Origin of the sequence: Bradyrhizobium sp., from assembly GCF_036735945.1 — a bacterium.
GTDB lineage: Bacteria > Pseudomonadota > Alphaproteobacteria > Rhizobiales > Xanthobacteraceae > Bradyrhizobium.
The window spans coordinates 3,565-21,460 of the sequence record NZ_DAINNI010000080.1 but is presented as its reverse complement, the minus strand read 5'-3'; the positions used below and the strand labels follow the sequence as shown (position 1 = coordinate 21,460).

The window sequence follows — 17,896 nt, the reverse complement described above, 5'->3', positions numbered from 1 at the left end:
GGTGCTGGAGCCGTACAAGGGGTGAGAAATGAAATCTCCCAAGCTGAAACTTACGACCGTTGTGGACGACAAGCCGGTCAAGCTCGCGGTTGAATTGCCGGCAGCAGTACATCGCGATCTCATCGCCTATGCAGAAATCCTGAGCCGGGAAACTGGCCAAGAGATCAACGATCCAACGAAGCTCGTCGCTCCCATGCTAACCAGATTCATGGCCACGGATCGAGCGTTTGTGAAAACCCGTCGGGCACGTCAAACGCCACGAGCTGGAAGTGGATAGCGCGCATCCAATAGACTACCGCTGCCTACACTCGTGGCGAAGCGGCATTTACAAGAGTTATCTTAGTGCTCGAAAGAGCTTGCTTAGACATGATGCTTGGAGGACCAGTTCGCATGGGTCTGAAACTTGGAGCCTCGAGCAATCGTCGTCGGGAGTAAACATTCGCAAATCGCTATTGCAACTTGGCCGACATCAATTGCTCATAATGCAGTTGGCGCTCCGAACTAGAGCAGCTATCGTTTTGAACTAGAGCGCGCTCAACCCACCCAACTCTGTACCTCCCTATCTCGCGGCGCTCCGAAATACATGGAACATCGCAGCCGTGACCTCGTCCGGGGTGGATGGACCTGTGTTCGAGAACCACTGCGGAGCCCAGTTGAACGCACCGAAGATGGCAAATATGAACATTTTCGGATCGTCCACGCAGATCGTGCCGTCTTCGCGGCCTTCTTCGAGAATTTTCCAAACCGTGATCTCAAATTGTTTCTTGAGCGAGCGAAGCTTGCGTCGTGACTGCGGGTTAAGCGAGCGGTCGCTGACCAGAGCCAGCGACACCCCGAACTCGGAAAGTATGAGTCTGCCATACATCCTGAAGAACTGCTCGAGGCGGTCGATTGCGGGAAGCTTCGCGTCTTGATCGCGAGACAAGGCTTCGTTGAGGTCGATGAGAGCCGTATGCGCCACCTGATAGAGCAGGTCTTCCTTGCTGTCGATGTAGTAGTAGATCGTCGGCTTGGTTACATTGAGAGCTTCGGCGATCTGATCGATCGTCGTTTCATGAAAGCCGCGATCCGCGAACAGAAGTGCTGCCTGTTTCAGGATTAGACGACGCTTGGCCTGATGCAGCTCCTGACGCAGGTCGACGCCTTCCCATATCTTGGAACGCTTTCGCCCTACTGCCTTTTTTGACATCCTGTCCATCTCCAAGTCTCTGCTGTCGCGGCAAATTTCTGATCTACTCTTCGTCACTTCCAGGTTTGCGTTCAAGTGGCATGTTGCTCAATCGCAGTGTCGCTTGACATCTTACTTTCAAGTTAATATAGCCTACTGTAGAGTAAAACATCGATGACGATAAATTTTTGGGAGGTTGTATGCATCGCCGTATGTTTCTGATGAGTTCCGCAGGCATTGCGTTGTCAGCTCTGGCTCCTGCGACGAGTGTCCTGGCGGCGGAAGAGCCCAGCGAATTCCATATCGCCAGCATTCTGGCTTTCTCCGGTGCTTACGGCATCATCGGCAAGGACATGCGGCAGGGCGTCGAGCTTGCCATTGCCGACCGCGGCGGCAAGGTGCTCGGCAAGCCCATCCGGGTGTCCTGGGAGGACGACGAGACCAAGCCGCAGCCCGCGGTTCAGAAGGCGACCCGTCTGCTTGCTGGCGGCGCTCAGATGATGTTCGGAGCGGTCGGCTCAGCTTCGACGCTGGCGCTGCAAGGCCTGGCCGACCAGCGCAAGATTCCGCTTCTCGTGACAATTTCCGCTGACGACAAGATCACGCGGACCAATGGTTCGCGTTATACTTTCCGCACCTCCAACACGCTCGGCATGGAAATCCGCATGTGCGTGGAGTTTGCGAAGGCGAAGGGGTTGAAGAAGATCTACGGCGTAACCGCCGATTACCAGGCGACTCGCGACGGCTGGGATCTGTTCGTCGCCGAGGCGAAGAAGGCTGGTATCGAGATCGTCGGCAACGACTACGCACCGCTTGGCAACCGTGATTACTCGGTCATCGTCGACAAGATGGCCAAGTCCGACGCGGACGGCATCGCCGTCATGATCACCGGCAACGATGCGGTCACCTTCCTCAAGCAGTCCGGCCAGGTTGGTCTCAACAAGACTAAGACCCAGTTCGGTCCGGTGCTGCAGGACGAGACCCTCGCTGCGGCCGTCGGGCCGGCGGCGGTCGGCGTCTATTCGGGCGTGCGATATCACTTCAGCGTCGACAATCCCGCGAACAAGAAGTTCGTCGAGGCCTATCGGGCCAAATACAATGAATGGCCCTCGAGCTTTGCCGGAGAGGCCTACGATGGCATGAGCTGGTGGCTCGACGTCGTCGAGTCCACCAAGAGCTGGGATCGCGAGAAGTGGGTCGAGGCCTTCGCCAAGAGCACCAGGGAAAACTCGCTCGAGGGCAAGAAGGTCATGCGCGCCTGCGATCACCAGGCGGCGCAGGTCGGCCTGTGGGGCGTCGTGGTCGAAGGGCAGGCTCCGTTGCCGCCGCTGACCATGAAGATCACCGACGTTTTCGAGCCGTCGAAGTTGTTCGACGCTTGCTGAACGACACGAGGCGTGCCCCCGTATCGGGGCGCGCCTTACCCTTGGTTGTGAACTCGCGGATTTTTCTGGCGTGTCGACGATCGTCATCGGCTTGAGCTTGAGCTTCCTGCTGTTCCTGTTGGCGGCGGGCCTGACGCTCATCTTCGGCATGCTGGGCGTGATCAATTTCGCCCATGGCGCCCTCTATATGCTGGGCGCCTATGTATGCTACCAGATCGTCCACTGGACCGGATCGTTCTGGATCGGGCTCGCGCTCGCGCCACTCGTCGTCGCTGCGCTCGGCGCCGCGATGGAGATGACGACGCTGCGGCCGGTCTACAATCGCGATCATATCTATCAGCTTCTGCTGACGTTCGGCTTCATCCTGGTGATCGAGGAATCGGTCCGCCTGATCTGGGGTCTGGACTACAAGCAGGTGCCGACGCCCGCTTTGTTTTCGCAGCCGATTGCGATGCTCGGCAGCCAGATTCCCTCCTATCGCCTGTTCATCATCGGCTTCGGCGCGCTTGTTTCGGTCCTGCTGTTCCTGCTGCTCGACCGCAGCAAGCTCGGCATGATGATCCGCGCCGCGAGTTCGGATTCCGAAATGGCCCAGACGCTCGGGATCGACGTATCGCGCGTGCGCACGGCGGTGTTTGGGCTCGGCTCCGGTCTGGCCGCGCTCGGCGGCGTCGTCGCGGCGCCGCTCGTGCCGATCGAACTGGGCATGGGCTTCAGCGTGATAATCGACTGTTTCGTGGTGGTGATCATCGGCGGGCTCGGCAATATCAAGGGCGCGATCTTCGCAGCACTTCTGCTCGGCATGGCGCGCGCGGCCGGATTTACCTATGCGCCCGAATGGGTGGAACTGATCACCTTCGTCCTGCTCATCGCCACCTTGATGACCCGGCCGTCGGGCCTGTTCAGCCGCAAGGGACGCTCGGCATGAGCAAGCTCCGTCCCGATCAGATCCTGATGGCGGCCGCTGTCGCTGCCATGATGGTCGTGCCGCTGCTGTCGACCAGCGAGGAAAGCCTGAACCTCGTCAGCCTGATCCTGATCTGGGGTCTGTTCGCCGTCGGCTTCGATCTGATCTTCGGCATGGCCGGCATGCTGTCCTTTGGCCACGCCGCCATGTTCGGCGCCGGGGGATACGCCTTGGCGCTGCTGGCGCCTCAGTTCGGGTTCATGCCTTCGCTTCTGGTGGCGGCTCTTGCCGGCGCGGCGCTCGCGTTCCTGCTCAGCATCTTTGCGCTTCGCGTGTCGGGCCTGTTCTTTTCGCTGCTGACGCTGGCGCTCGCGCAACTCGTCTACATACTGGCAAGCACGAAGCTGCGGGCGTTCACCGGCGGCCTGGACGGCATTCCCGGTGTTCCGCGGCCGGCCCTGTTCGGCATCGACTTCTACAACAACCGCAACTTTTTCTACTTCCTCATCGTGGTGTTCGTGATCGGGGTGGTGATCATGGCCGTGTTGCGCATCTCGCCATTCGGCAGCGCATTGAAGGCGGTGCAGGCCAACGACGTTCGCGCCGAGCAGATCGGTTACAACGTGCAGCGCCTGCGGCAGTGTGCGTTCATGATTTCCGGGGCCTACGCCGGCATCAGCGGGGCGTTGCTGTCCTCGCTGATGTTTTATGTCAGCCCGCAGATGCTGCACTGGAGCACGTCGGGCGACGTGCTGATCATGACGCTGCTCGGCGGCAAGGGCACGCTGCTCGGGCCGGTACTCGGCGTCGCCGTGTTCGAAGCTCTCAAGGAGGAGTTGAGCCAGTTCACCGAGCACTGGTATGGCATTCTGGGCATCGTCTTCATCCTCTGCACGATCTTTCTGCCGAAGGGGATCGCGGGCATGTTTGCCGTGTTGGGGCGCATCGGGAAGGGTGCGTCGAAATGAGCGCGAGCAACGGCATTTCCCTGCAGTGCGAGAATATCCAGGTGGCGTTCGGCGGCCTCAAGGCGGTCGCGGGCGTCAGCCGCAGCTTCCAGGCCGGGCGCATCTACGGATTGATCGGACCCAACGGCGCCGGCAAGACGACGCTGATGAATGCGCTATCCGGCCACGCGACGCTGAGCGCGGGGCAGGTGATCCTGAACGGACGGGACATCACGAAACTCTCCGTCCATGCCCGGACGCGCGCCGGCCTCGGCCGCAGCTTCCAGATCACAAAGATCTTCGCCGGCCAGACCGTGCTGGAGAATCTGAAACTTGCGGCTTTCGCGCATCTTTATCGCGTGCAGCCGTTCTGGATGCCGGCCGGCCGCTTCGCCGGGGTTCGGCAAAGTGCCGAAAAGGTCCTTGAGCAGATCGGGCTGGAGCGGCTTGCCCACGCTCCGGCCGAGAACCTTTCGCACGGCGACCAGCGGGCCCTCGAGGTCGGCCTCGCGCTGCTCAGCGATCCCAGCGTATTGTTGCTCGACGAGCCGCTCGCCGGTGTCGGCCATGAGCGTCTCGATCAGGCGATTGAACTGATAAAGCGCGTCGTCGCGGGGCGAACCGTCCTGCTGATCGAGCATAACATGGACGTCGTGATGCAGATTTCCAACGAGATCGTCGTGATGGTGCAGGGCCAGTTGCTGGCGTCCGGCTCGCCCGCGGAGATCAAGGCCAACCCGGCCGTGCGCGCAGCCTATCTCGGGAACGAAGAATGAGCGCGCTGGCTCTCCAGGATTGCGACGTCTTCTATGGCAAGGCCCAGGCCCTGCATCACGTCTCCATCGACGTGGCCGCCGGCGAGGTCGTCTCCCTGATCGGCCGCAACGGCGCCGGCAAGAGTACGCTGCTGAAGGCGGCGATCGGCCTCAACGCCGTGCACAGCGGACGGAGGCTGATGGGCCATCGCGACGTCACGGCGTTGAAGCCCCATGAACTCGGGCGGCTGGGCCTCGCCTTCGTTCCGGAGAACAGGCGCATCTTCCCGAACCTGACGGTCGAGGAGAATCTGAAGATCGCGACCGTGATGGGCCGCAAGGGTCCGTGGTCGCTGGAGCGCATCTATCAGCTGTTTCCGCGCCTTCAGGAGCGCGCGGCGCAGGGTGGCGACACGCTTTCGGGCGGCGAGCAGCAGATGCTGGCCGTCGGGCGCGGCCTGCTGACCAATCCGGAAGTGCTGCTGCTCGACGAGCCGACCGAAGGGCTTGCGCCGCTCATCGTCGATCAACTCATCGAGGCCATTCGCACCATCAATGCCGAGGGCGTTGCCATCCTGCTGGTCGAGCAGAACCTGAAGGTTCCGCTCAAGCTGGCGCGCCGGCAGTTCGTCATCGACAATGGCCGGGTGGTCTGGTCGGGCACCACCGAAGAACTGCAGGCCGACCGCGCCCGCATCGAGTCCCTCATCAGCGTCTAGGAGAAAGTCATGGCCGACGTGTACATCATTGGGGTTGGCATGACGCGGTTCGGCCGCTACCTCGACGACCGGCTCGAGACGATTGCGCGCGGAGCTGTGGAAGAGGCGCTGTCCGATGCCGGTGTCGGGCGCGAGGACGTCCAGGCCGCGTTCTTCGCCAACACCGCGCAGGGCGTCGTGGAGGGCCAGCATCTCGTGCGTGGCCAGCTCGTTCTCCGGGCGCTCGGCTTCCAGCATATTCCGGTGATGAACGTCGAGAATGCCTGCGCCAGTGCGTCAACGGCGCTCAACGCCGCCTTCTCCTACGTCGCGTCGGGGCAGGGCGATGTGGCGCTGGCCATCGGCGCGGAGAAGATGAACTCGAAGGACCGGGAAAAATCCTTTGCCATCTTCGACGGTGCCTGGGACGTACACGACGTGGATGGCAGCGTTCGCCGTCTGACGGCGCTCGGCAAGGATCTGCCGCTGCCGCCCGGCGCCGGCCAGAACAGCGGCAAGCGAAGCGTCTTCATGGACGTCTACGCGTCACTGGCGCGCTACCACATGCACCGCTTCGGGACGACCCAGCGCGACATCGCCGAGGTTTCTGCGAAAAATCACAGGCATTCATCGCGGAATCCCAAGGCGCAATATCAGGATTCGATGACCGCCGACGATGTGCTGGCGGCCCGCGAGGTGTCGTGGCCGCTGACGCTGCCGATGTGCGCGCCGATCAGCGACGGCGCGGCGGCCGCCATTGTCTGCTCCGCGGAGAAGGCGCGCGCGCTCGGCGCCAAGCGGGCGATCCGCATTGCTGCCTCGGTGCTGGCGTCGGGTTCAGACCGGGAAGCCGACGACCTTGAACGGCACCTCTGCCGGCTTGCATCCAACCGCGCCTATGAGATCGCCGGCGTCGGCCCCGCCGACATGTCGGTGGCCGAGGTCCATGACGCCAGCGCGTTTGCGGAACTGCATCAGGCCGAACTGCTCGGCTTCGCGCCGATCGGCGATGGCGGCCGCTTGGTGCGCGACGGCGACACGGCGCTCGGTGGTCGGATACCGATCAACGTCTCCGGCGGCCTCGAATCGCGCGGCCATCCGATCGGCGCCACCGGTCTTGCGCAGATCTACGAGCTCGTCACGCAGCTTCGCGGCGAGGCGGGCGCGCGGCAGGTCGAGGGCGCGCACCACGCTATTGCCGAGAACGGCGGCGGCTTCCATCATTACGAGGAAGCGACCGCCTGTATCACGATCCTGGAGCGCTGAGGGGGTATCCATGCGACTGATCGATTTCTTCGACCGTGGCGTCAGCATCAATCCATCCCGTAATTGCTTGAAGGACGCGACGGTCTCGCGGACATTCCGCGAGGTCCAGCTTCGCAGCTACAGGATTGCAAACGCACTGGCGACAGCCGGCTTCCGGCCGGGCCAGATGGCCGCGGTCTACAGCCCGAATGCGGCGACAGCCTTCGAGTGCATCCTTGGCATCGTGCGCGGCGCCTATGTCTGGGTGCCGATCAATGCCCGCAACACCGCGGACGAGAATGCCTACATCCTCAACAATTGCGACGTCGAGGTTCTTTTCTATCACAGCGACTTCGAGGCAAACGTGCAGGTGTTCCGCAAGGAATGTCCGAAGATCCGCCTCTATGTTTGCATCGACAAGGCCGGCGCGGACGCCTCCTTCCTCATGGACTGGATTGCGAATGCGCCCGAGAGCGATCCCAACATTCCCGAGGACCGCAACGCGCCGATCTCGATTTTCTCCTCGGGCGGTACCACGGGGCGGCCCAAGGGCGTCCTCTGGACCAACCTTGTCTGGGAAACGATGATCTCGAACTTCTTCACCTCGATGCCGGTGAGGAAGCCGCCAGTTCACCTCGTCGTTGCGCCCATGACGCACGCGGCGGGCGGAGTCGGCATCATGCTGATGGCGGCGGGCGCGACGCAGATCATCTTGCCAGGCTTCGATGCCGCCAAGGTGGTGAATGCTATCGAGACCGAGGGCGTCACCCACATGTTCCTGCCGCCGACGGCAATCTACGTCCTGCTCGGCCATCCCGGTCTCAAGCAACACGATTTCTCCTCGCTCGAGCATTTCATCTACGCTGCCGCTCCGATGTCGGTGGACAAGCTGAAGGAATGCCTCGACGTCTTCGGCCCGGTAATGACGCAGACCTTTGGCCAGGCCGAAGCGCCGATGATCTGCACTTTCCTGTCACCGCAGGAGCATCTGGTCATTGGCGATCCCGAGAAGGAAAAGCGGCTGGCAAGCTGCGGCCGGCCAACGCTTCTGACGCCCGTCGAGATCATGGACGATGACGGCAATCTGATGCCGGCCGGCGAGCGCGGCGAGATCGTCGTAAAGGGCAATCTGGTGATGCCCGGCTATTACAAGAATTCTGAAGCCACCAAAGAGGTCTCCGCCTTCGGTTGGCACCACACCGGCGATATCGGATTCAAGGACGAGGACGGCTACGTCTATATCGTCGATCGCAAGAAGGACATGATCATCTCCGGTGGCTTCAACGTCTATCCGAGCGAGATCGAGCAGGTCATCTGGGGCCATCCGGCGGTACAGGATTGCGCCGTGATCGGCGTGCCTGATGAAAAATGGGGTGAGGCGGTCAAGGCCGTCATTGAACTCAAGCAGGGCATCAAGGCGGATCCGGACGATATCATTGCGCTCTGCAAGACGAAGCTTGGCAGCGTGAAGGCGCCGAAGTCGGTGGAGTTCTGGGACAGCCTGCCGCGCAGCCCTAACGGCAAAGTCCTCAAGAAGGACATCCGCGAGAATTTCTGGAAAGGACGCACGCGCGCCATCTGAACGGGGAGGAAGCCCATGAACATCGCCATGGTACTCGCAAATGCGGCGAAGGTCTTTGCGGATCGCCCGGCGGTCTGTCTCGGCAGCGAGATTGTCCATAGCTATGCCCAGCTTCTGCAGCGCAGCGCCGCGCTCGGTGCCGCCTTGCGCAACAAGGGCTTGGCGCCGGGTTCGCGGGTGGGCATCTTCCTTTCCAACCGTTCGGAATATTTCGAGATCCTGTTCGGCGCCTGGTTCGCCGGCCTGGCGGTGGCGCCGATCAACGCCAAGCTGCACCCGAAGGAACTCGCCTATATCATCGACAATTGCGCCGCCTCGGTGCTGTTTACCGATATCAAGGGCGGCCTGTCGCAGCCGGGTAACGTCGTCGATGTCGACGGCGAGGATTATCGCGCGATGCTCGCGACAACGCCTCCGGATCTCCGGCCGGTGTCGGCCGCACCTGAAGACATCGCGTGGCTGTTCTATACTAGCGGTACGACCGGGTACCCGAAGGGCGCGATGCTGACCCATCGCAACCTTTACAACATGACGATGAGCTTTCTCGCCGACATCGGGCCTGTCGACGAGACCGACGCCGCACTTTATCCGGCGCCGCTGTCGCATGGCGCGGGTCTGCTCGCGCTCGCGCATCTGGTGCGCGGCGCGGCCAATGTCGTGCCGGAGAGTGGCGGATTCCAGCCAGACGAGGTCGTCGATCTCATCAACCACTATCCGGGCAGTTCGTTCTTTGCCGCGCCAACCATGGTGAACCGGCTCGTCACGTCGCCGTCCCTGATGGATCTCAAGCTGGAGAACCTCGACCACATCTTCTACGGCGGCGCGCCGATGTATGTGGAGGACCTCAAGCGCGCCTTGTCGGCGCTCGGCGCACGCCTGTGGCAAGCCTATGGTCAGGGCGAGGCGCCCTGCACGATCAGCTATTTGCCACCCCACATGCACCTCGATAACGGCGACGGGCGCCTCGACGAGCGGCTCTCCTCGGTGGGCATCCCACGTACCGGAGTTGCCGTCCGTGTCGTCGATGCCGAAGGCAACGACATGCCACCGGGCGAGAACGGCGAGGTCATCGTGGCCGGCGACGTCGTGATGGCCGGCTATTGGAATAACCCGTCCGCGACGGCGCAGGCGCTGCGCGACGGATGGCTGTGGACCGGCGATGTCGGTACCTTCGACACGCACGGTTTCCTGTATCTGAAAGACCGTTCCAAGGACGTCATCATCTCCGGCGGCTCCAACATCTATCCGCGGGAGGTCGAGGAGGTGCTGCTGCGTCATCCCGCCGTGACCGAGGTGAGCGTTATCGGACGACGCCATCCGGATTGGGGCGAGGAAGTCGTCGCTTTCGTGGCATCATCGGCGCCTGTGACGGCCGAGGAATTGGACGCCTTCTGCATCGAGCACATCGCCCGTTTCAAGCGGCCGAAGGCCTACCGGTTCCTGCCGAACCTGCCGAAGAGCAACTACGGGAAGATCCTGAAGACCGAAATCAGGAAGCTTATCGAGAACGAAACTGCCGCCCAGTCGGCGAACGAAAACAAGGAGCGCACATGATTACGATCGTTGCAGGTGTCGGCATGATCCCCTTCGCGAAGCCAGGCGCTTCCGCGCCCTACGACGCAATGGGCGAGGAGGCGGTGAAGCTGGCGCTGGCGGATGCCGGGCTCGGCTACGACGCCATTGAACAGGCCTATGCGGGCTTCGTCTACGGCGACTCCACCGCCGGACAGAAGGTGCTGTATCGGGTCGGCATGACGGGCATCCCGATCGTTAACGTCAACAACAACTGCTCCACCGGTTCGACGGCGCTGTATCTGGCGCGGCAGGCGGTCGAGAGCGGCGCGGCCGACTGCGTTCTTGCCGTCGGCTTCGAACAGATGCGTCCGGGCGCGCTGGGCTCGATCTTCGAGGACCGGCCTTCGCCCTTCGCGGATTTCGACCGCGTTACCGACGAACTCGTCGGCCATGGCGAGATTCCGCTGGCGCTCCGCTACTTCGGCGGTGCCGGCAAGCAACACATGGAGAAGTACGGCACCAAAATGTCGACCTTCGCCAGGATTCGCGCCAAGGCCAGCCGCCATGCCGCGCGGAACCCGCTGGCGCTATTCCGCAAGGAGATGACCGAGGGCGACGTGATGCAGGCGCCTGTCATCTGGGAGGGCGTGATGACGCGCTCGATGGCGTGCCCGCCGACCTGCGGCGCCGCCGCGGCTGTGCTGGTCTCCAAGGCCTTCGCGGCCCGCCATAACCTGAACGACAAGGTCCGCATTCGCGCCCAGGCCATGACGACGGACCGGCCGAGCACGTTCGAGACCCGCGACATGATGCGGGTGGTCGGCTTCGACCTGTCGAAGGCGGCTGCGGATAAGGTCTATGAAGCGGCCGGCGTCGCCCCTGACGATGTCGATGTCGTCGAGTTGCACGATTGCTTCGCGCAGAACGAGCTCATCACCTACGAGGCGATCGGTCTATGCGGCGAGGGCGAAGCCGAGAAGTTCGTCAACGACGGCGACAATACCTATGGCGGTCGCTTCGTTACCAACCCGTCCGGCGGACTGCTCTCGAAGGGCCACCCGCTCGGCGCGACTGGCCTGGCCCAATGCTATGAACTCGTCCATCAGCTTCGCGGCACCGCCGAGGCGCGGCAGGTGGACGGCGCGCGCCTGGCCCTCCAGCACAATCTCGGACTCGGCGGCGCGGCGGTTGTGACGCTGTACGAAAAGAACTGAAATCGGCAATCGCAAAGGAGCGGATCAATGTCGCAGCGGCTCAAGGACAAGATCGCTTTCGTCATGGGTGCCGGTTGCATCGGTGAAGGCTGGGGTAACGGCAAGGCCACGGCGGTGCTTTTCGCGCGCGAGGGCGCGACGGTGATCTGCGTCGACCGCGATCTCGCGTCGGCCGAGCGTACCTGCGCCGTCATTGAAGGAGAGGGTGGCAAGGCAGAGGCCCTTTGTGCCGACATCACGTCGGTTGAGGACATCGATGCAGCCGTCGGCAACGCCGTCAGCCGTCACGGGCGCATCGACATCCTCCAGAACAATGTCGGCATCGCCGAACCCGGTGGTCCCGAGGCCATCGATGAGGCAAGCTGGGACCGCGTCATGTCGGTGAACCTCAAAGGGTTCTTCCTGACCTGCAAGCGCGTGCTTCCCGAGATGGTGCGGCAGGGCGGCGGCGCCATCGTCAACGTCTCGTCGGTCGCATCGATCACGACGATCAGCGTACCGATGATTTCCTACTACTCCTCGAAGGCGGGCGTGAACCACTTCACCCGGGCCGTTGCGGTCGAGTACGCCCCGAAGGGGATCCGCTGCAACGCGGTGCTTCCTGGCCTGATGAACACGCCGATGATCGTCGAGCCCTACAAGAACGTCTATAATTCCGTGGATGACATGATCGCCAAGCGCGATGCCATGGTTCCGATGGGCAAGATGGGGACAGCCTGGGACGTGGCGCATGCATCCTTGTTTCTGGCATCAGACGATGCGAAATACATCTCCGGCGCGCTTCTTCCTGTCGATGGTGCGCTCACGTGCCGAACTGGCTGACGAGACTTTCCGGGAACGTGTCATGAGCGAAGAAAAAGAACTTGTTATCCGCGAGGATCGGGGCGCTGTATCGTACATTTCCTTGAACCGTCCACGCAGCGGCAACAGCCTTTCCCTGGCGACAATCGACGAATTGACCCGCCACCTGTTGGATCTCCGGCGGCAGCCGTCGATCGCGGTGATCGTCCTGACTGGGGTCGGCAAGAAGATCTTCTGCGCGGGGCATGATCTCACCGAATTCGACGGGGAGACGGATCCGGAATTCTTCAAGACCGTATCGACGCGTTGCTCTGCAATGATGCAGGCTATGCGGGATCAACCGCAGATCATCATTGCGAGCGTGGATGGCGTGGCCTCCGCCGCCGGCTGCCAGTTGGTAGCCAGCGCGGACCTGGCCGTCGCTTCCAACCAGGCGCGGTTCGCCACCCCGGGTGTGAATATCGGCCTGTGGTGCCTGACGCCGATGGTGGCGTTGTCGCGAATGGTGATGCCGAAACATGCGATGCAGATGCTGGCGACAGGGCGCCTCTACGACGCGCAGTTCGCGTTACGGGTCGGACTCGTCAACGACGTGGTTGAGCCGGAACGCCTTGCTGAAACAGTCGAAGCACTCGCCGCGGAGATCGCCTCGAAATCCACCTACACACTGGCGCTCGGTAAGCAGGCGTTCTATCGCCAGCTGCAAATGCCGATATCCGATGCCTACGAATATTCCGGCGAACTCGTGGTCAGGAACATGGCTCACGCCGACGCGCGCGAGGGCATCGGCGCCTTCGTCGAGAAACGCAAGCCGGTCTGGAAGGGACGAAAGTAGCATCGTTCCTGCGCCGCCGTCCGGCGGGTGGTTTTTGCGGGAAGTCCCCAGGGGGATCTGCGAGCGGCGGTTTCGGCGCGCCGCTGGGGGCTCGTGGTGCGATCAGCGGCTCCGCAGAGCTCCCTCAACGAGATCGACCAGTTGCCGGGCGACCTGCTCGCCGGTGAGCGGCCCCTCCGGCGTGAACCAGCGTGTCATCCAGTTGATCGACCCCATGAAGAAGAACACGGTCAGCTTTGGATCGACGGCGCGCACCGTCCCGTCGGCGATACCTTCGGAAATCAGTTTCCGGAAGCCGCGGTCGAACTTGTCGCGACGCTTGCCGATGATCGCCTTGTTCTGCGACTCCAGCGCGTCGTACTCGCCGAGCACCGCGAAAGAGCCCATCTCGCTGGTGATGGTTTTGACGTACTTGTCGATAAGCAGGAGAATTTTTTCAAGCCCGGTCTTGCCATGCTCTTCGCAGTACTTCATCGCCTCGTCGCCGAAGTCGAGCGACATCATGTGGCATTCGAAGAGAATTTCCTGCTTGTTCGTGACGTAGTAGTAGAGCGCGGCCTTGGTGACGTCCAAGGTCTTCGCCACATCCTCCAGCGAGGTGTTGTGATAGCCACGAAGGCTGAACGCGCGGCCAGCCTCGCGAAGCAGCGCGCCCCGCTTCAGCGAGAATTGCTGTTCCCGGTTCAGGACGACGCTTTTCCAGGCGGAAGCATGGCGGCCGCGCCTTGCTGTCGATGTCTTCTTCATGAGAGCATGCCGAGTATCCGGAGAATATAGGAACGATTCGCGATACTTAAGACTCCATAGTCAAAACTATTGCCGTAAAGTCAATTCCTGGAACCTCAGGCCGAGAGGCTGCGTGCGATGATTTGTTTCTGGATATCGCTGGTCCCCTCGTAGATTTTGCAGACGCGAACGTCGCGGTAGTAGCGCTCGACCGGAAAATCCTTCAGGTAGCCATAGCCGCCGTGGATCTGTAACGCGTCCGAGCAGACCTTCTCCCCCATCTCCGAAGCGACGAGCTTGGCAATGGCCGCTTCCTTGGCGCAGGACGCTCCGGCCTCGAGGAGCCGCGCGGCATGGATATAATATTGCCGCGCGACGTCGACCTGAGCGGCCATCTCGGCGAGATGGAAGCTCACCGCCTGCAGTTCAACGATCGGCTTGCCATAGGCCTCGCGCTCGTTGGCGTAGCGGATCGCAGCGTCGAGCGCTGCCTGGGCAACGCCGACGGCCTGCGCGGCGATTGCAATCCGCCCGTCAGACAGGCCACCCATGACGATCCGGTAGCCACCGCCGACTTCGCCGAGCACGTTCTCCGCCGGAACACGAAGATTGTCGAGCTGAATCTGAGCGACATGGGCCGTCCGCTGACCGAGCTTGTCCTCGACGCGCGCAACATGGTAGCCGGGTGAGGTCGGGTCGACGATGAACGTCGTAAATCCACGTTTGCCGGCCTGCGGATCGGTGCGAGCGAGCACGATCGTTGTACCGGCCTCGCTCCCGTTGGAAATGAACTGCTTGGTGCCGTTGAGAATGAAGTGATCGCCTTCGCGGCGCGCGGTGGCGCGAAATGCGGCGGTATCCGATCCGGCCTGCGGCTCAGTGAGAAGAAACGCGCCGATCTTTTCGCCGCGCAGCATCGGCGGCAGATACATCTGCTTCTGTTCCTCGTTGCCGCGCAAGGCGATGGTGAAGGCGGTGACGTTGTGGACGTGGAAAATGGTGCCGACACCCGCGTCGGCCGCGGCGATCTGCTCCAGCGCCAGACAATAGGCGACGAACCCCGCATTCGAGCCGCCATATTGTTCGGACGGCAGCATGCCCATGAAGCCAAGATTGGCGAGAGCCTTCAATTCGGCGTGCGGCCACGTCGCGGTGCGATCGCGTTCCGCTGCTGTGGGGGCAATCGTGTCGGTCGCAACCTTGCGCGCGACGTCCCGAACCATCGTTTGCTGGTCGGTTAGGAACGAAAAAGATTTGCTCTCGGCCCCTGCCATGCTGGATTCTCCTCCTGCGTGTCGTTATCGGAGATTGGCAGCGTTGTTTGAGCGACGCGCGGTTTCGCGATCGCGCGAAACCGGCGACAGACGTTGCTCATGGAGAACTGCAGATCTTCCGCATTCAACCGCATATTAGGAGATTTGACGTTGTGGTCAATTCTAATCTGATGTGTTGCCTTTTCGGCTGCGTTTGGTGCCATCCCAGGTGGAACGGTCGAGGACCGCTTCGTCGAAAGGGCGCGCCTGAATGCGCCCGGTCACGAGCTTCCTCCAAGCGGGGAGCGCCTGCTGCATGCTGCAATCGGAGTCCGTGTTCTCTTGATGCGTTGGCGCCGGAGTTTTCGATCGGCTTGGTTGCGTCGTGGCGCGTTGCAGGCTCCTGAATGGACTTGACCAAAATTGACTATCGAGTTAAAAATAATGCTCATCGGTCATAAAAATCCGCGAAAGGATGGATCGATTAAGGGCGAGCGCTGCTCGGTCGAAACGCCGCATACCGTGGGGAGGATGAATGTCGCAGGGTTGCGTTGGTGAAGGGGGTGCGTGTTGAGCGCTGTTTCGCCTCTCTATTCAGCATCGCAGAGCCGCGCGGCGCACAACGCCGCGGTTCTCGTCGCCGACGGTATCCGGATGGCTTTCGGGGGCGTCGTCGCGCTTGACAATGTCTCCATCACGGTTGGAGCGGACGAGTTGCTCGCGGTAATCGGGCCGAACGGTGCCGGCAAGACCTCTCTGATGAATTGCCTCAGCGGCTTCTATCGGCCGCAGCAGGGCGAGGTGCGATTCAACGGCTCGCAGCTGTCGGGCATGGGCGTCCACCATATCGTGAAGGCCGGTCTGGCCCGGACCTTCCAGGGGACGCATATCTTTTCGAACATGACCGTGATCGAAAACATCATGGTCGGCCGTCACATTCACATGAAGAGCTCGATTCCGTCGGCGTTCTTTTACTTCGGGCCTTGCAGGCGCGAGGAGATCCGGCACCGCGAGGTCGTCGAGGAAATCATCGAACTGCTCGAAATCGAATCCATCCGCCATCAGCCGGTCGGCAGCCTCGGCTATGGCCTCCGCAAGCGCGTCGATCTCGGTCGTGCACTGGCTCAGGAGCCGAGCATCCTGCTGATGGATGAGCCGATGGCCGGGATGAACACCGAGGAGAAGGAAGACCTTGCGCGATTCATTCTCGATGTTCGCGAGGCGCGACGGATCCCGGTGGTGCTGGTCGAGCACGACATGGGTGTCGTCATGGATCTTGCGGACCGGATTGTCGTGCTCGACTTCGGTCGAAAGATTGCAGAGGGGACGCCGCTGGAGATTCAGCAAAATCCTGCGGTGCTCAAGGCGTATCTGGGCGAAGGAAATCGCTGATGCTGCCAATGCGTACCATTCCGCAACTGTTGCTCGAGCGCGCCAGCGCGGCGCCGGACCGGCTCGTTGAGCGGCACAAGTATCGCGGCATCTGGCGCGAATACACCTACGGCGATGTTCTCGAGAAAGTGCGTTCCGTCGCCCTTGGTCTTGACGCGATGGGCATTCGCCGCGGCGAGACCGTGGCCATTATCGGCGAGAACGAGCCGGAGAACTTCTGGAGCGAGTTTGCGGCGTTCTCGATTGGATGCAAGATCGTCTCGCTGTATCCCGACATCACTGCGGACGAAATCGAATACCTCCTCAACGATAGCGATGCGGTCTGTCTGGTAGCGCAGGATCAGGAGCAGGTGGACAAAGGGTTCGCGATTTTCGATCGCGTTCCGCACCTTCGCCAGATGATCTACTGGGACGATACCGGAATGTGGTCCTATCGTCACGAGCGCCTGACGGCGTTCGAGAAGGTGGTTGAGGCTGGACGCGGGCGCGACGCCGAGGATACCGATCGGTTCCGGCGTCTGGTCGAGACAGGCCGACCCGACGACGTGGCCGTGCTGTCCTATACCTCCGGCACCACCGGACGGCCGAAGGGCGTGGTGCTGACCCATCGCTATCTCGTCGACAACGCGCATCGCGTCATCGCCGCGACCGGCATCAAGCCTGGCATGGAGTATCTTACCTATATCGCCCCGGCCTGGGCCACGGAGCAGTTCTTCGGCGTCACCATCGGTCTCCTGCTGCCGCTGGTGGTGAATTTCCCGGAATCGCCCGAGGAGGTTCTCAACAATATCCGCGAACTCGCAGTGGAGGTGATGGTATTCGCTCCGCGCCAGTGGGAGAGCCTCGCGGCCACGATCCAGGGCCGGATGCTCGATGCCGGCCGGACGCGCAGGGCAATCTACGCCTGGGGTGTCGATATCGGCCACAAGGTCCATGTCGCGCGTCTTGAAGGACGGCCGATCCCGCTCGGTGCGCGGCTTGCGCTGCCGCTCGCGGAGATGCTGGTATTGAAGCCGCTGCGAGACAAGCTCGGCCTTACGCGCATCAAGCTCGCATTGTGCGGCGGATCCACCATGGCGCCGGATGTGTTTCGCCTGTTTCATGCCATTGGCGTGCCGTTGCGCAATATCTATGGCACCACTGAGATCGGGCTTCTGACCCTGCACCAGGGCGATCGGTACAATCTCGAGACGGTAGGGCACTGGCTGGACGCGCACCCCGAATCCGGCGCATCGCTGGAATGGAAAGTGTCGGAGCAGGGTGAATTGCTCGTTCGCGGCGGCAGCTTCTTCCAAGGCTATTACAAGAAGCCTGACAGCGTCGCCCAGCGCGTTGAGGAAGGTTGGTATCGTACGGGCGATGCCGTGTCGGTCACGGACAGCGGCGAGCTCGTATTCCTCGAGCGCCTCGATGATCTCCGACAGCTTCGCTCCGGCGAACGGTTTCCGCCTCAGTTTATCGAGACCCGGCTGC

17 protein-coding genes are annotated in these 17,896 nt (G+C 61.9%); 14 read left to right on the top strand and 3 right to left on the bottom strand.

The window, feature by feature from the left end; all coding sequences use genetic code 11:
- The first annotated feature begins 28 nt into the window (after window positions 1-28).
- Complete coding sequence (locus V7E26_RS21325; RefSeq protein WP_324419893.1) at window positions 29-277, top strand: DUF2274 domain-containing protein; 249 nt, start codon at window positions 29-31, stop codon at window positions 275-277.
- A 282-nt stretch (window positions 278-559) separates the two neighbouring features.
- On the opposite strand, the gene V7E26_RS21320 is transcribed toward V7E26_RS21325, so the two are convergent.
- Window positions 560-1,189: a TetR/AcrR family transcriptional regulator gene (locus V7E26_RS21320; RefSeq protein WP_324419891.1), complete on the bottom strand. Its 630-nt coding sequence runs from the start codon at window positions 1,187-1,189 to the stop codon at window positions 560-562.
- Between the two features lie 179 nt (window positions 1,190-1,368).
- On the opposite strand from V7E26_RS21320, the gene V7E26_RS21315 reads away from it, so the two are divergent.
- From V7E26_RS21315 to V7E26_RS21265, 11 genes are all read left to right on the top strand, one after another.
- The gene (locus tag V7E26_RS21315) at window positions 1,369-2,553 is read left to right on the top strand and encodes an ABC transporter substrate-binding protein (RefSeq protein WP_324419889.1); all 1,185 of its coding nucleotides are present in this window, start codon (window positions 1,369-1,371) and stop codon (window positions 2,551-2,553) included.
- A gap of 70 nt (window positions 2,554-2,623) precedes the next feature.
- On the top strand, window positions 2,624-3,481 hold the full coding sequence (locus V7E26_RS21310; RefSeq protein WP_324419887.1) for a branched-chain amino acid ABC transporter permease: 858 nt from the start codon (window positions 2,624-2,626) through the stop codon (window positions 3,479-3,481).
- The gene (locus tag V7E26_RS21305; protein ID WP_324419885.1) at window positions 3,478-4,428 is read left to right on the top strand and encodes a branched-chain amino acid ABC transporter permease; all 951 of its coding nucleotides are present in this window, start codon (window positions 3,478-3,480) and stop codon (window positions 4,426-4,428) included. Before V7E26_RS21310 ends, V7E26_RS21305 begins: the two co-directional genes overlap by 4 nt.
- Window positions 4,425-5,183 carry an ABC transporter ATP-binding protein gene (locus V7E26_RS21300; protein ID WP_324419884.1) on the top strand — a complete coding sequence of 253 codons (759 nt, stop codon included), beginning with the start codon at window positions 4,425-4,427 and terminating at the stop codon, window positions 5,181-5,183. The genes V7E26_RS21305 and V7E26_RS21300 overlap by 4 nt, the downstream gene beginning before the upstream one ends.
- Complete coding sequence (locus tag V7E26_RS21295) at window positions 5,180-5,881, top strand: ABC transporter ATP-binding protein (protein ID WP_324419882.1); 702 nt, start codon at window positions 5,180-5,182, stop codon at window positions 5,879-5,881. Before V7E26_RS21300 ends, V7E26_RS21295 begins: the two co-directional genes overlap by 4 nt.
- A gap of 9 nt (window positions 5,882-5,890) precedes the next feature.
- A complete protein-coding gene (locus V7E26_RS21290) occupies window positions 5,891-7,126 on the top strand; it encodes a thiolase family protein (RefSeq protein WP_324419880.1) in 1,236 nt (411 codons plus the stop codon).
- A gap of 10 nt (window positions 7,127-7,136) precedes the next feature.
- On the top strand, window positions 7,137-8,687 hold the full coding sequence (locus V7E26_RS21285) for an AMP-binding protein (RefSeq protein WP_324419878.1): 1,551 nt from the start codon (window positions 7,137-7,139) through the stop codon (window positions 8,685-8,687).
- Window positions 8,688-8,702: 15 nt separating this feature from the next.
- Window positions 8,703-10,241 carry an AMP-binding protein gene (locus tag V7E26_RS21280; protein ID WP_324419876.1) on the top strand — a complete coding sequence of 513 codons (1,539 nt, stop codon included), beginning with the start codon at window positions 8,703-8,705 and terminating at the stop codon, window positions 10,239-10,241.
- Entirely contained in the window at window positions 10,238-11,416 is a 1,179-nt protein-coding gene (locus V7E26_RS21275; RefSeq protein WP_324419874.1) for a lipid-transfer protein, read from the top strand. Before V7E26_RS21280 ends, V7E26_RS21275 begins: the two co-directional genes overlap by 4 nt.
- Before the next feature lie 27 nt (window positions 11,417-11,443).
- On the top strand, window positions 11,444-12,238 hold the full coding sequence (locus V7E26_RS21270) for an SDR family NAD(P)-dependent oxidoreductase (protein WP_324419872.1): 795 nt from the start codon (window positions 11,444-11,446) through the stop codon (window positions 12,236-12,238).
- Between the two features lie 22 nt (window positions 12,239-12,260).
- The gene (locus tag V7E26_RS21265) at window positions 12,261-13,052 is read left to right on the top strand and encodes an enoyl-CoA hydratase (RefSeq protein ID WP_324419869.1); all 792 of its coding nucleotides are present in this window, start codon (window positions 12,261-12,263) and stop codon (window positions 13,050-13,052) included.
- Window positions 13,053-13,154: 102 nt separating this feature from the next.
- On the opposite strand, the gene V7E26_RS21260 is transcribed toward V7E26_RS21265, so the two are convergent.
- Both V7E26_RS21260 and V7E26_RS21255 read right to left on the bottom strand, forming a co-directional pair.
- A complete protein-coding gene (locus V7E26_RS21260) occupies window positions 13,155-13,799 on the bottom strand; it encodes a TetR/AcrR family transcriptional regulator (RefSeq protein ID WP_324419867.1) in 645 nt (214 codons plus the stop codon).
- A gap of 95 nt (window positions 13,800-13,894) precedes the next feature.
- A complete protein-coding gene (locus tag V7E26_RS21255) occupies window positions 13,895-15,052 on the bottom strand; it encodes an acyl-CoA dehydrogenase family protein (protein WP_324419865.1) in 1,158 nt (385 codons plus the stop codon).
- Window positions 15,053-15,598: 546 nt separating this feature from the next.
- On the opposite strand from V7E26_RS21255, the gene V7E26_RS21250 reads away from it, so the two are divergent.
- Both V7E26_RS21250 and V7E26_RS21245 read left to right on the top strand, forming a co-directional pair.
- Window positions 15,599-16,423: an ABC transporter ATP-binding protein gene (locus V7E26_RS21250; protein WP_442893448.1), complete on the top strand. Its 825-nt coding sequence runs from the start codon at window positions 15,599-15,601 to the stop codon at window positions 16,421-16,423.
- 29 nt (window positions 16,424-16,452) lie between these two features.
- Window positions 16,453-17,896, top strand: a 1,444-nt coding sequence (locus V7E26_RS21245) for an AMP-binding protein (RefSeq protein ID WP_324419861.1), incomplete at its 3' end; no start/stop codon positions are given.